This window comes from Leucobacter sp. cx-328, assembly GCF_014530035.1.
Taxonomy (GTDB): Bacteria; Actinomycetota; Actinomycetes; order Actinomycetales; family Microbacteriaceae; genus Leucobacter.
This window is the reverse complement of record NZ_JACVMX010000006.1, coordinates 97,082-111,106: the sequence shown is the minus strand read 5'-3', so window position 1 is coordinate 111,106 and position 14,025 is coordinate 97,082. Positions and strand designations below refer to the sequence as shown.

12 protein-coding genes and 1 riboswitch are annotated in these 14,025 nt (G+C 60.9%); of the genes, 4 read left to right on the top strand and 8 right to left on the bottom strand.

Going from position 1 to position 14,025, the window contains the following annotated elements; genetic code table 11:
- The 6 genes from ICL81_RS09130 to glyA form a co-directional block, all read right to left on the bottom strand.
- Entirely contained in the window at positions 1–567 is a 567-nt protein-coding gene (locus ICL81_RS09130; protein ID WP_188034582.1) for an HdeD family acid-resistance protein, read from the bottom strand.
- Between the two features lie 18 nt (positions 568–585).
- Positions 586–1,428, bottom strand: a complete 843-nt coding sequence (gene ccsB, locus ICL81_RS09125; protein ID WP_188034623.1) for a c-type cytochrome biogenesis protein CcsB — start codon at positions 1,426–1,428, stop codon at positions 586–588.
- A 150-nt stretch (positions 1,429–1,578) separates the two neighbouring features.
- On the bottom strand, positions 1,579–1,992 hold the full coding sequence (locus ICL81_RS09120) for a hypothetical protein (RefSeq protein WP_188034581.1): 414 nt from the start codon (positions 1,990–1,992) through the stop codon (positions 1,579–1,581).
- Between the two features lie 54 nt (positions 1,993–2,046).
- On the bottom strand, positions 2,047–2,757 hold the full coding sequence (locus ICL81_RS09115) for a DedA family protein (RefSeq protein WP_188034622.1): 711 nt from the start codon (positions 2,755–2,757) through the stop codon (positions 2,047–2,049).
- A 173-nt stretch (positions 2,758–2,930) separates the two neighbouring features.
- Entirely contained in the window at positions 2,931–3,812 is an 882-nt protein-coding gene (locus tag ICL81_RS09110; RefSeq protein ID WP_188034580.1) for a bifunctional methylenetetrahydrofolate dehydrogenase/methenyltetrahydrofolate cyclohydrolase, read from the bottom strand.
- A gap of 421 nt (positions 3,813–4,233) precedes the next feature.
- Positions 4,234–5,517: a serine hydroxymethyltransferase gene (gene glyA / locus ICL81_RS09105; RefSeq protein ID WP_188034579.1), complete on the bottom strand. Its 1,284-nt coding sequence runs from the start codon at positions 5,515–5,517 to the stop codon at positions 4,234–4,236.
- Positions 5,518–5,591: 74 nt separating this feature from the next.
- Positions 5,592–5,676, bottom strand: a riboswitch (ZMP/ZTP riboswitch).
- Positions 5,677–5,765: 89 nt separating this feature from the next.
- On the opposite strand from glyA, the gene purU reads away from it, so the two are divergent.
- A complete protein-coding gene (gene purU / locus ICL81_RS09100; protein ID WP_188034578.1) occupies positions 5,766–6,650 on the top strand; it encodes a formyltetrahydrofolate deformylase in 885 nt (294 codons plus the stop codon).
- A 97-nt stretch (positions 6,651–6,747) separates the two neighbouring features.
- Here the strand turns inward: purU and ICL81_RS09095 are convergent, their stop codons facing one another.
- Positions 6,748–7,419 carry a TetR/AcrR family transcriptional regulator C-terminal domain-containing protein gene (locus ICL81_RS09095; RefSeq protein ID WP_188034577.1) on the bottom strand — a complete coding sequence of 224 codons (672 nt, stop codon included), beginning with the start codon at positions 7,417–7,419 and terminating at the stop codon, positions 6,748–6,750.
- Between the two features lie 131 nt (positions 7,420–7,550).
- Here ICL81_RS09095 and ICL81_RS09090 point away from each other — a divergent pair, with 131 nt between their 5' ends.
- Both ICL81_RS09090 and ICL81_RS09085 read left to right on the top strand, forming a co-directional pair.
- Complete coding sequence (locus tag ICL81_RS09090; protein ID WP_188034576.1) at positions 7,551–9,173, top strand: amidohydrolase; 1,623 nt, start codon at positions 7,551–7,553, stop codon at positions 9,171–9,173.
- Between the two features lie 164 nt (positions 9,174–9,337).
- The gene (locus tag ICL81_RS09085; protein ID WP_188034621.1) at positions 9,338–10,732 is read left to right on the top strand and encodes an APC family permease; all 1,395 of its coding nucleotides are present in this window, start codon (positions 9,338–9,340) and stop codon (positions 10,730–10,732) included.
- A 176-nt stretch (positions 10,733–10,908) separates the two neighbouring features.
- On the opposite strand, the gene ICL81_RS09080 is transcribed toward ICL81_RS09085, so the two are convergent.
- Positions 10,909–12,996, bottom strand: a complete 2,088-nt coding sequence (locus tag ICL81_RS09080; RefSeq protein WP_188034575.1) for an ABC transporter permease — start codon at positions 12,994–12,996, stop codon at positions 10,909–10,911.
- Between the two features lie 177 nt (positions 12,997–13,173).
- Between ICL81_RS09080 and ICL81_RS09075 the strand changes: the two genes are divergently transcribed.
- Entirely contained in the window at positions 13,174–13,809 is a 636-nt protein-coding gene (locus tag ICL81_RS09075) for a TetR/AcrR family transcriptional regulator (RefSeq protein ID WP_188034574.1), read from the top strand.
- Positions 13,810–14,025 lie beyond the last annotated feature (216 nt).

Here is a 14,025-nt window from a genome sequence, read left to right as displayed (position 1 = left end):
TTAGACGCCCGTTGACGCTACGAACTTCTTCAGCGCGAACGCTGACCAGACCAAAATGCCACCGAGTACGACCGTGAAGAACCCGATGAGCACCGCGAGGAAACTTGTTGCAGTCTGCGGCCAGATCCAGGCAGCGAGACCAGCAAGGATGATGAGAATCGGTGGAATCCACAGTGCAACTCGTTCGCGCATCGCAGATCCCCACACAATCGCCAGCCACAGCACGCCCAGCATAGTGAAAGCCACGCCCATGAACGAGACCAGGAGCGCAACGGCCGTTTCAGCAAACACGATCATAACCACGCCGGCGATCATCAATAGAACGCCAATCGCGTTGGTCGCGCCAGACGAACGCGTGCCGCGGCGCAGGACCATCGCGAGACCGTTTGCGATCAACGCTGCGCCGAGCAAGATCGACAACAGCCACTTCGCAGTGACCCAAGGCCAGGTCATCAGGCCAAGGCCAGCAACGACCGCGATGCCGCCAACGATGAGCAGGCCCCACCAGGGACCGCGACTCTTCGCACTTGCAGACTCACCAGAGCCAGGAACTACTTCCCATGTCATCGCGCGGGACCTTTCGGATTACAGACCCGAATAAGCGTGCAGGCCCTTGAAGAAAACATTCACGATCGTGAAGTTAAAGATGACCGCAGCATACGCGATGATGTTCAGCCAAGCCGAACGAGTACCGCGCCAACCGCGCGTCGCACGGGCGTGAATGAAGCCAGCGTAAAGCACCCAGATAACGAAGGTCCAGACTTCCTTGACGTCCCAGCCCCAGTAACGACTCCATGCGGCCTCAGCCCAAATTGAGCCAGCGATGAGCGTGAACGTCCAGAATGCGAAACCGATGATCGCGAGGCGGTACGCGACGTCCTCAAGGCGCACAGCAGTCGGGAAGCTCGCAAGGAACTTCATGCTGGGCTCAACATCGTTCTTGATCTGGTTCTCACGACGGGTCTGCAGCAGCTGCATAATCGCAAGGCCAAAGGCCATCGTGAAGAAGCCGACCGAAAGCACCGCAACCAGAATGTGGATCACGAGCCAGTACGAATCAAGTGCCGGCGGCAGCGGCACAATCGCTACGTAGTAGTTCACCTTGGAGATGCCCAGGAAGAGCACGGACATACCCGTAATGAGTACACCGAGGAAGCGCAGGTCAACGAAGAATTGCGTGATGAGGTAGATCGCGACAATCGCGAGGGTCGCCGTCAAGGCGAACTCATACATGTTTGCCCATGGGACTCGACCCGCCCCAATGCCACGCATGACCGTTGCGGCCGCGTGCAACACAAAACCGAGCACGGTAAGCGAGAAACCAATTCGCACCGAGCGCGAGCGCTTGGTGCCAACGACAGAAGCGTCACCACTCCGGTTTGCCAGGTCAACGACGTAGAAGACGAACGCAATTGCGTACACCATCATCGATGAATACAAGGCGAGGGTCGAATAAGTCTCAAGATCGCTCAGCACAGTGGTTCACATTACCCTGTCCAGCTCAATGCATTCCTGAAAGTTTGCGGTACCAAGACTTGCGCTCACAGCCAATACTGGAACTATGGTCGCGCGCCGCACCTACTTCGCTTTGACGGTGATCTTGAAAGAGATCACGAAGTCATTCGCGGCGATGAGCTTCACATCGGTCACACCGGGCTGCAGCGCCGTGAATCCCGGGTTAAATGAGGCGGATCCCGACTTCGTGTCAGCCTGGAAATCGACAATGGACGGGTCGGTCATCTCTGCGAGGTAGCCGCCGAGGTCGTCCTCTGGGAGGAGCCCCACGAGCGTCTGCCCCACAGTCAGTTGCACGTTCTGTCCCTCGAGATCGTGGATCGCAATGATCTCAGGCGAAATCACGGGGTCAGTGATCTCCGTTCCCGTGTTCGAGTCGGGATCGCTCGGGGACGTCGAACAGCCCGTCGCGCCCAACATTGCCGTGAAAACAAGGGCCGCAGCCGCAACAACTCGCGTAGTGCTCTTACCGTTCATGGTGTGATCGTAAGCACTTTCGCCGCCAGAAGACCAGTGTGCGTTCGCAGACTGTTACTCAGCGTCCAGCTGCGTCGCAGTGTCGAGACGTGCGCGACGGTTCTTGCGCCACTGCGAGAAAGCCTTGATCGCCTCAATGAGAATGGGAATGCCAGGGATCAGCACCAGCACGATGATGAAGATCTCGCTGTACTCCTGCACAAACGGAATCTGGCCAAGGAAGTAGCCGATGAGCGTGACGCCAACGCCCCACAGCAGCGCGCCAACCGCGTTGTAGATGATGAACTGGCGGTAACGCATGTTGCCAACACCCGCAGCAGCAGGCACGAACGCGCGAATGATCGGCAGGAAGCGCGCGATGATGATCGCCTTCGGGCCGTGCTTTTCAAAGAACTCGTGCGTTCGCTCGACGTTCTCGGGGTTGAAGAGCTTGCTCTTCTCCTTCTTGAAGACCGCGGGACCGAGTTTGCGTCCGATCATGAAGCCCATCTGGTCGCCTGCAAAGGCAAAGACGAAGAGCAGGGTGCACGTCACCCAAATCGGAACATCGATGATGCCGGTGGCACTGAAGAGGCCCACCGTGAAGAGCAGAGAATCTCCTGGCAGGAACGCTAGGACGAGCACGCCTGTCTCAAGGAATACAAACGCGCACGCGAGCACGAGAGCGATCCAGCCGCCTGCCTCAAGCAGGGTCTCCGGATCAAGCCAGCTAATACCAAGCAGCGCGGGGACCTGGGTCAGCGCGGTCATTGCTTCAGTGATCATCACGGATTGAGAATATCAGCGGCGGCTGGCGAGAACCTGCGCTGCGGGAAACTCGCAGCCAGCATGCGGCGAGGCCTTCCGACGCGAAAGCCCCGCGGTGCAGTGCACAACGGGGCTTTCGGTGGGTGGGCGGAGGTGATCCGCGCCCAACTGAACGCTCGCGCGATCGGAGGTTACGCGTGTGCGCGCTCCGCCATCTCGACGACGTTCTTCAGGAGCAGGGCGCGGGTCATCGGGCCAACGCCGCCGGGGTTCGGCGACATCCACGCTGCAACCTCAGCAACTGCGGGATCAACGTCACCCACGACGCGGCTCTTGCCGGTCTCGGGATCGGTTTTACGTGAAACGCCTACGTCGAGAACGATCGCGCCGGGCTTGACATCCTCAGCCTTTACGATGCCCTCGACGCCTGCAGCAGCAACGATGACGTCTGCGCGGCGCAGCTCAGCTGACAGGTCAGCCGTGCCGGTGTGAGTGAGGGTGACGGTCGCGTTGTACTCGCGGCGGGTGAGCAGCGGGCCGATCGGGCGACCGACCGTGACGCCACGACCAATGACGACGACATTCTTGCCAGCCCAGGACTGGCCATTGCGCTCAACGAGCTCGATGACACCGCGCGGGGTGCAGGGCAGCGGCGAGGTGATCTCGGTGTTTGCGTTGAGGACGAGCTTGCCGAGGTTGGTCGGGTGCAGACCGTCTGCGTCCTTCGAGGGGTCGATCTTCTCGAGGATGCGATCGGTGTCGATGTGCTTCGGCAGCGGGAGCTGCACGATGTAGCCGGTGCAATCATCGTTCGCGTTGAGCTCGTCGAGGACGGCTTCGAGCTCTTCCTGGGTGACGGTCTCTGGCAGCTCGCGCTTGATCGACGAGATGCCGACCTCTGCACAGTCGCGGTGCTTGCCTGCGACGTACCACTGCGATCCGGGGTCGGCGCCAACGAGGACGGTCGCGAGACCGGGCACGATGCCACGCTCTGCGAGCTTCGCTACGCGTTCGGTGAGTTCTGCCTTGATGGCTGCCGCTGCTGCGGTGCCGTCCAGCTTCTGTGCGGTCATGGTGTGTTCTCCAAAAGTCTGTGTTGCGCTGGCTGTGCCTGCGCGGTGTTTCTGGGCTCGGGGTGCGCCTGTTCGGTGCTGTTGCGATCCGCCAATTTGCCAGAGATATGTAATCGGCCTTCAATATGCCATTTTCGCCCGCAAATTACATATTTACGGCCGATCGCATATTGATGGCAAGGGCGCGGATCGTTCCAAGCCCACACCCTCGCCGCGGCGTCGGCCGCCGCGTTCTTCACCCTCGGTAAGAAAAAGTGGCTTCCGTAAGGCGATTTAGCCCGAATCAGTCTTACCGAAGCTCGATTTCTGACCGAGGCGAAGTAAGGGCGCGAGTGCGAAACGCGAACGAGCCGCAGGCCACACACGGGGTGCGGCGCTGCGACTCGTCTCACATTGACGTACTACCTACGAAGAGGACTGATTACCACTGCTCGAGGCCGGGGTACAGCGGGAACGCCTCAGCAAGCGCGGTCACGCGTGCCTTGAGCGCCTCGAGGTCGCCCGCCTGCTGGAGAGTGAGGGCGATGATGTCCGAAACCTCTGCGAACTCTGCGTCGCCGAAGCCACGGGTTGCGAGCGCGGGGGTACCGATACGCAGGCCCGAGGTGACCATCGGCGGGCGGGGGTCAAACGGAACCGAGTTACGGTTCACGGTGATGCCCACGTTGTGCAGTGCGTCCTCTGCCTGCTGGCCATCGAGCGGCGAGTTGCGGAGGTCTGCGAGCACGAGGTGCACGTCGGTGCCGCCGGTGAGCACGTCAACGCCTGCAGCCTTCGATGCGTCGGTGGTGAGCGCCTCAGCGAGAAGCTTTGCACCCGAGAGCGTACGAACCTGGCGGTCCTTGAACTCGTCGGTTGCTGCGAGCTTGAACGCGGTCGCCTTTGCAGCGATCACGTGCATGAGCGGGCCGCCCTGGTGACCGGGGAACACGTTCGAGTTGATCTTCTTGAAGAGATCGAGATCGTTCGTGAGGATGAAGCCCGAGCGGGGGCCACCGATGGTCTTGTGCACGGTCGACGAAACGACGTGCGCGTGAGGAACCGGGCTGGGGTACAGGCCAGCTGCCACGAGACCAGCGAAGTGCGCCATGTCAACCCAGAGGGTTGCGCCAACCTCGTCAGCGATCGCGCGGAATGCTGCGAAGTCAAGGGTACGGGGGTACGCCGACCAGCCAGCGATGATGACCTTGGGCTTGTGCTCGAGTGCCTTCGCGCGGACGACGTCCATGTCGATAAGCATGGTCTCGGGATCAACACCGTAGTGAACAACGTTGTAGAGCTTGCCCGAGAAGTTGAGCTTCATGCCGTGGGTGAGGTGACCACCATGCGAGAGCTCGAGGCCGAGGATGGTGTCGCCGGGCTCAGCGATAGCCGAGAGCACTGCTGCGTTTGCCGAAGCACCCGAGTGCGGCTGAACGTTCGCGTACTGTGCGCCGAAGAGCGACTTTGCGCGCTCGCGTGCGAGCTCTTCTGCAACGTCGACGTACTCGCAGCCACCGTAGTAACGGCGACCGGGGTAACCCTCTGCGTACTTGTTAGTGAGAACCGAGCCCTGCGACTCGAGCACTGCGCGAGGAACAAAGTTCTCACTCGCGATCATCTCGAGGGTTGAACGCTGGCGACCGAGCTCCTGCTCGAGAACCTTTGCGATCTCAGGGTCAACTACCGCGAGCGGCTCGTTGAAGAATTCTGACTGGGTTGACATGTGCTCTCCAATATCAATCGAAATGGAATTCGACGCCTCAGCGTCGTTTCACGAGATGCGGGAGAACCCGTGTCTCGTGCAGCCCAGGCGAGCGGCCTTGTGAGGTTAATGTGTCGCTTCCCGATGGTTAATCCACCTACGCCAGTTACGACGAATTGAGTCTACCAACTGCGGAGTCGATCCGCCCACTTGTTACACCTGTTCTTCAGCAAGTGCGTTCGCGCGCGTGATCTACTACCCTGAGGCATGTGAATACCATTGCTACGACTCCTGAAGACACCCAGTGGGTGCTAACTCTTTCCTGCATCGACGGCCCCGGCATCGTGCATTCGATTTCTGGAGCGATCGTGGCAGCCGGAGGAAACATCCTCGAAAGCCAGCAGTTCGCGAGCACCGATACCGGTCGCTTCTTCATGCGCCTGCAGGTTGAGGCTGTTGCCCAGCCCGAAACCTTTGACTCGCGCTTCGAGAACGCTCTCGCGCCCGTCACCGAGCGCTACCACATGACCTGGCGCCTCGATCGCGCCGGCCGCCCGGTGCGCACCCTCATCCTCGCGTCGACCGCAACGCACTGCGTAAATGACCTCCTCTACCGCAAGCGCGCTGGCCAGCTCGCAATCGACGTACCGCTCGTACTGTCGAATCACGAGACCGTGCGCGACATTGCCGAGTTCAACAGCGTGCCCTTCGAGTACAAGCCCGTAAAGAGCCCCGAAGAGAAGGCAGCCTTTGAGGCGCGCGTACTCGAGGTTGTAGAAGAAAAGAACATCGAGCTCGTCGTACTGGCGCGTTACATGCAGATCCTCTCCCCCGAGCTCTGCGCTGCGCTCGAGGGTCGTGCGATCAACATCCACCACTCGTTCTTGCCCGGCTTCAAGGGTGCGAACCCTTACAAGCAGGCGCACTCGCGTGGCGTGAAGCTCATCGGCGCGACGGCGCACTTCGTCACGACCGATCTCGATGAGGGTCCGATCATTGAGCAGGACGTCCTGCGCGCGAACCACTCGTTCAACCCGCAGGAGCTCATGCAGCAGGGGCAGGACGTCGAGTCCCGCGTGCTGCGCCGTGCCGTGAACTGGTACGCCGAGAACCGCATTCTGCTCGACGGAGATCGCACGATCATCTTCGAGTAAATTCGAGCAAGCTGTACGCGCAGAGGCGCGGGGGTGCGGATCGCGCCTCCGCGCCTCTGTCGTTCGCTTCGCGGGCGTGGCTGTCGCGGGCGCGGCCCTACATCCGGTCGAACTCGAGTCGCAGCCCAGCGATGAGCGCATCGAGCCCAAGGCGGTAGGCATCATCCGCGGGCGACACGCCCGGCATGTCATCGAGCATCACATCTCGCGCAGAATACGCTGCACTAAATTTCGGAACGTCTTCGCGCTCGCCCGGATCCATCATGTCTGGCGCGGCCAGCGCGTCGAGTGTCGATCCGATCAGGAAGTTTTCAATCGCGACGATGATCGATAGGACGCGCTCACGCGGCCATCCAGCGTCAACAAGCGCCCCCACGACGACCTCATACATGTGACTCGTCTGAGCGTCAGGCGCAATTGGCCTGGTTGCAAATAGCGTGACGGTTGGCGGATGCGCCACAAAGGCACCACGGTACGAATCTGCCCAAATCACCAGGGCTTCTTCCCATGGCCTATCAGCAAAGCAAGAAACGTCTATGCGCGCGACCACGAGCTCGCGGACGCCGTCAAAGATGTCGTCTCGTCCGCGCACGTGGTTATAGAGCGCCGAGGGTCGCACGCCGAGTTCAGTGGCGATATCTCGCATACTGGCGCCGTTTTCACCCAGGGCATCAAGGAGGTGCAGTGCGGTTTCACAGATGAGCTCGCGCGACAAAACAGGTGTTTTCGGGCGCCCCACACGTCGCGATGTTGACCTTGCAGCCGCCATAGTGTTCCCCGTTTCGTCATCGAACAACTCTTAGGCTAGTATCCCTAAACGAACAACGTTCATTTAATTTCACTGCGAGTCCTTCCGAGGAACTCCCAAAATCAACCGCGATTCGAGCAAAGGAGCTCACAATGACTTCACCCACGACCGTGTTCCACGGTGGCACCGTGATCATTTCGGCAGAGAACGAAACCACAACCTCTGCAATCGCATTCTCGGACGGCACCGTTGTTGCCCACGGTGACGAGGCAATCGCGCTCATCGACCAGGCAGGCACCGAGGTCATTGATCTCGCTGGCGGCACCGTCGTTCCTGCGCTTGGCGATGGCCACTGCCACCCGCTGCTCGGTGGCCTGGAGGAGCTTGGACCCGAGATCCGCAATCACGACAGCGTTGACGGCATCCTCGCGTCGGTTGGCGAGTGGAAGGCTGCACACCCCGAGGCTGAGTGGATCGTCGGTGGCAGCTACGACGCCACCCTTGAGCCCGGCGGACTCTTCGACGCCAAGCGCCTCGACGAAGTCACCGGCGACACCCCCACCATTCTTCGCTCCTTCGACTACCACACAGCGTGGGTAAACAGCGCTGCACTGCGCGCTGGCGGCATCACTGCCGAGTCTGCCGATCCGCATCTCGGTCGCATCGTGCGCCGCGAGGACGGCGCCCCGCTCGGCACTCTGCAGGAAGCCGCAGCAAACAACTTCCTCGCTGACGTCGTTCCCGCATTCACCACCGAGCAGAAGCTTGGCGCGATCGAATCGGCTACCCGCAACTATGCGGAGCAGGGCATGACCTGGATCCAGGATGCCTGGGTCGAAGCAAGCGCTGCAGGTTGCCCTGACGTTGAGATCTACCTCGCTGCGGTACGCGCCGGCCGCCTCCACACCCGCGTGAACATCGCGTTCCGCGCAGAGCCGAGCAACTGGCGTGAGCAGCTCGATATCGTGATCGCGCTGCGTGAGCGCGTGCAGAACGAGGGGGCGGATCGCCTGTCGGCAAACACCATCAAGTTCTTCATGGATGGCGTCATTGAGAGCCACACCGCTGCGCTCTCGGAACCGTACGCAGATCGTCCCGACGATCGTGGACTCCCCAACTGGACCTACGCAGAGCTCGAAGCAGCGACCGTTGCCTTCGACGCTGCGAACTTCCAGCTGCACATTCACGCGATCGGTGACGAGTCGAACCGACTCGCCCTCACCGCCCTTGAGAACGTGAACGCGACGAACCCTGAGCGCGAGCGCGCACACGTCATCGCGCACGTCTCACTCCTCAACCCCGAAGACACCCCGCGCTTCGCAGCAGCGGGCGTCGTCGCCAACTTCGAGCCTTACTGGGCACAGTGTGACGCGATCATGCGCGACCTCACGATCCCCCACATCGGCCACGACCGCGCAGGCTGGCAGTACAGCATCGGCTCGCTGCAGCGCAGTGGCGCGACCGTCACCTTCGGCAGCGACTGGCCCGTGACCACGGTTGACTGGCGCCCGGCGTTCGCCACCGCGGTCACCCGCAAGGCTGACCTGCAGGGTGACTCGTGGATCCCCGAGGAGCGCGTCTCGGCTGCCGAGGCACTCGCTGCCTACACCTCGGGCATCGCGCGACAGGCACTCGCTGCCGACCGCGGCACGCTCGCGGTCGGCCAGGTCGCGGATGCGGCATGGCTGAGCGCGGATCCGCTCGCAGTCGAGCCCGAAGCGATCCCCGAGATCAGCGTGCAGGGCACCTGGCTCGCAGGCGACCGCACCTTCTAACCCCGTGTTTCCCCGGCCTTACGGCCGGCCCGCTCTACCCGGTGTGGGCGTGCAATGTTCGCACGCCCACACCATCAACCGCTGGTCTGGCTCTGCCCGATCCGCATCCCGTTCATAGGAGAACTGCCTTGTCAAACCGCGCACAGACCGCAGAGGGCCCGCATATGCGTCGCTCGCTCGGCGTTGTTGGACTCACACTCTTCGGAGTGACTTACATGACGGTCGTGACCGTCTTCACGACCTACGGCATCGTCAACAAGCTCACTGACGGTCACCTGCCGGCGTCGTACGTGATCGCCGTCATCACGATGCTCTTCACCGCCGCGAGCTACGGCGCGATGGTGAAGCGATACCCGGTCGCGGGTTCGGCATACACCTACACGCAGCAGTCCTTCGGCGGCGCGGCTGGCTTCTTGACGGGCTGGCTCATGCTGCTCGACTACCTGTTCCTCCCGATGATCAACTTCATGCTCATCGGCATCTACATGAACACCCAGTTCCCCGCGATTCCGATCTGGGCGTTCACCCTCGCAGCGCTCCTGCTGGTGCTCGCGTTCAACATCATCGGCATCAACCTGGTGAACAAGGTCAACTTTGTCATTGTTGCTCTCTCGACGGTGCTCGTCATCATCTTTGTTGCGCTCTCGTTCAAGCACGCCCTTGGCGGCGACATGAGCGTCGGCCTGCTTGAGCCCTTCACCTTCGGCGACGGTGGCCTCGGCCCCGTGGCCGCTGGCGCAGCAATTCTCGCGCTTTCGTTCCTCGGTTTTGACGCGGTCTCGACACTCTCTGAGGAAGCAAAGAACCCGCGCCGCGACATCCCCCGTGCGATCATTTTCTCGACGCTGCTCGGCGGACTCTTCTTCATCCTCGTGGCGTGGGCTGGCTCCCTTGCGTACCAGCCTGACTGGAATGCCATGTCGACTGGCGAACTCGATGCCGCAGGCGTGACCGTGATGGAATCAATCGGCGGATCAGCCCTCACCGCATTCTTCGTCGCAATCTATGTGATCGGTTGTTTCGGTTCGGGTATGACCAGCCAGGTCTCGGTCTCGCGAATTCTCTACGCAATGGGACGCGACGGCATGCTTCCCAAGCCGCTCGCAACACTGCACAACCGCTTCGGCACCCCGATCGTTGCAGCGTGCGTCGTCTCGGTCTTTGCGCTTGCATCGCTCTTCCTGTCACTCGACACCGTAGCGTTCATGATCTCGTTCGGTGCGCTTGCAGCGTTCTCGATGGTGAACCTGTCGGTGATCCGCACCTACATCTTCCCCAAGGGCGGTCGCCGCGAGCCGCTCACTGCTGGTCTCGTCATTACCAAGCTTGTCGTGCCGACCATCGGCTTTGCCCTCACCATCTGGCTGTGGACCTCGCTTCAGCCGCTCACCTGGCTTGTTGGTGGCGTCTGGTTCGTCATCGGCGTCATCATCATTGCGTTCGTCACCAAGGGCTTCAAGAAGCCCGTCCCAATGATGGACTTCTCAGAGGGTGACCCCACCACCGAGCAGATCGACGCGCTCGGCGACGAATACCCCCTCGAGGGCGCTCGCTCGTAGGCAGCGGGGCGTAGCAACTACCTCTACCGGTCGAGTCTTCGACCCTTCGAAACAAGGCGTTTCTCTCGAAAAGGCCCGTTTCATAGGCATGGAACGGGCCTTTTCGTTGAGAAAGGTCATTCTCGCGGGGTTGACACGCGAGAACTCGCTCTCACGGGGTTGACCCCGCGGGAACCCTACATGTCCACCATGATCTGCTCACCCTTGGTTCGTACCGGTTTGAACTTGTCGATGATGCTCACGAGAATCAATGACCCCGCACCCCAGCCGATGAGCTTGAGCAGATTGACCCCGAGCACGTCAGAACCGAAGTACAGAATCGAGCGCACGCCCTCGACCGCGGCAGACATCGGCAGCCATTCGTGGAGTCCGCGGAAGAACTCCGGCTCCATGAAGATCGACATTGCGCCACCCGACGCGGGAACGCCGAGGAACATCAGCACGCCAACAATCGGAATGATCGCGAGCAGACCCATGAGTCGCTCGAACACCGTGGCGAACATCGCGACGGCCATGATCGCCACGGCACCCGCACCAAAGAGCTGCCAGAAATGGCCCTCGACCGCGCCCGTAATGGGACCAGCGATGAGATAGACGAACGCTGACATCGCGACAGAGTACATTGCAACGATCGGCAGCAGCTTGTTCAGTGGTCGGCTTGTGGGAGCTGCATTGGCGCCCACGACGATGATCATAAAACCGGCCATCATCCAGCCCATCGCGACGTACATGGTGACGGTGCCCATACTGTCGCGTTCGGGTAGCGGGGCTACATCATCAGTCGCGACGGGCAACTGCTGCGCCTGAGCGACGCCCGTGAAGACGCGTTCGACGAGCTGCGCTCCTGCGCTACCGGCTGACTGATTCACAATGACCGTCGCTTCGGGGAGTTCCGCGCTCGGCAGCACGAACGCACCAACGACGTCGCGATGCTCGACCTGGCTGCGCGCACGGTCTGCTGAAGTCATCACCGTGAAGTCGAACATGCCATCCATTTGCTCGTCGAGCGCGTCTGCCATCTGCCGGCCTTGCTCCTCACTCGAAGCAACGACTACGACGGGCATGTCCTTTGGCGTCGGTGAGTGCATTGCGCCGAGCATTGCGGTGAGCATGAGGCCGACCATCGCGATGGGGAACACTGCGAGCTGGAAGTACTGCCAGAACTTGCTCTTGGGTCGGGGGCCACCGTGCAGTGAGGGCAGGTTCACCATGACCTGCTCAGGGATCTTGCCCTTTGCGCGCTTCACGGAGTCAAGGATGAGGGTCAGGACAAGACCTGCAGCCGCACCGATGATCAGCACGAGCAGGTACGGCCAGGCGCCGCGACCATCGAAGTACAGCACTGAGCGCAGCGCCTCACCGATCGCAGAGGTCGGCAAGATGTCGTGTAAGAACAGGTAGAACTTCGGGGCTGTATAGATCGAGATGCTCATGTTTGACGCGGGGACACCAAGCGCCATGAGGAGGAGCATTGCCGCGAGCACGGCCATCGGGCCGAGGATGCGGGTAAGGAATAGCTGCACCGACCCGATCGCAAAGACGCCGAGCGCTGCGACGCCCATCACCGCCCACGCGTCACTCCCGTCGACAATACCGAGGATCGGACCGGTCACGACCCAAGCCAGCAGGGCCGAGAAGACTGACCAGCCTGCGAGGAGGGGAACGAAGCGGCGGAAGCGCATAAGCTGCGGTGCGTTCGACAGGGTGATACTCAGCGGCAAGTAGCCCGCCATTACGAGGGCGGTGGCGAGGAACATTGCGCCAAGGCCTGCCGGGTCAGATTCGGGAAGTGGGCGCAGATCTGTGTTTTCAAGATGCAAGTTCTGCGCAGCAATCTGCGGCGCAACGAGCTGCTGCACAACAGCCACCTGCGAAGCGCCTGCTGCGGTCGCTGTGTAGAGCGTCGCATCAGTGCCCTCGATCACGAGTGCGCCAGAGACCTCACGGTTCATGACGAGCTCTCGCGCCTCGGTGGCACTGTCAACCTTGATGAGATCGACGGCGCGCTTCTTTCCGTTTTCGTCTGCGTCGATCTGCTCGAGACCCGAGATGAATTCCTGGGAGGAACTACCGGTGACAGCAATTGGCATGTCTCGAGACGTTGGGTTGTGCATCGCGAAAAGGTAACCGGTGATCATGATGCCGATCATGAGGATAGGCATCAGGAACATGGCGACGTATCGCCCGATTATCTCTTTCTTGTGGCGTTGCGCCTCGAGCTCGGCGGGAGTGACCTCCGCCTTCTCTGCAGTGGTTTCTGTCACTTGTGTATTGCTCCTGTGGTACTGCCGAGTCTCGAATTTGAGTCGACTGGATTAAATTACGCCGCTTGTCTTAAAATTTACTGACCGAATTGAGGATTCTCTCGCAGAGCACCAGCTACCGTTGTTCGCAGAGGGCCGGCACTCGGCCGGCAACAGGATGTATCCGCAGGAGGAGTGATGGGCCAACACAGCGAACGCGCGCGGGAGCACCTGCTCGACGCCGCCGAAGAACTTTTTGCTTCGGAGGGCATCGACGCCGTGTCGAACAGACGCATCGCGGAACACGCTGGCAACGCAAATCACTCGGCAGTGAAGTATCACTTCGGTGGCCGCGAGGAACTCCTCCGCGCGATCACCGCGCGTGGGCGCGAAAACGTGAGCGAGCGGCGAGCGGCACTCCAAGCCGAGCTCGGCCCGGAGCCCAATCTGCGGGCCATCATTACCATCGGCATTCTGCCGTGGGTGGACTATCTCGACAGCCTGCCGGTGCCGAGCTGGCGCGCACGCTTTCTCGCGCAGGCGTCAACGTCACCGGTGCTCGGCGAGATCATTCGCGACTACGTCCTTGATGCCCATGACTTTGTCGGATTACTCCGGAACGACATCCCTGAGCTGGCAGCCATTCCGCGGCCGATCATCGAGGCCCGTTCGCGGATCCTCGCCCAGCTCATTCTTGGGCTCGCCGCTGAACACGAGGCCCGCCTTGCAGCGGGCACCTCCGAAGGGACTTGGCATTCGTTTGGCCACTTCCTCACCGATGCAGCGGTCGGAATGCTCGCGGCTGAGGTCACCCAGCCCGGCAATTTCGAGTAGCGACCCACCGAATACGACACGGTCTGTCCACAAAAATTCTGCGGGCGTCCAGGGGGCATTTCCACCGTTTCAGGGACCCTAAACTGCGCAGACCCACAAAATTTTGAAACGATTCTGTGGAAAACGTACGGTGTTCACTTAGTTTCAAAACAAGTGTCAAATTTCACTGAAAAATTCCACTAATGTATGGGACGACCTACCGTTCAAAGGAGAACT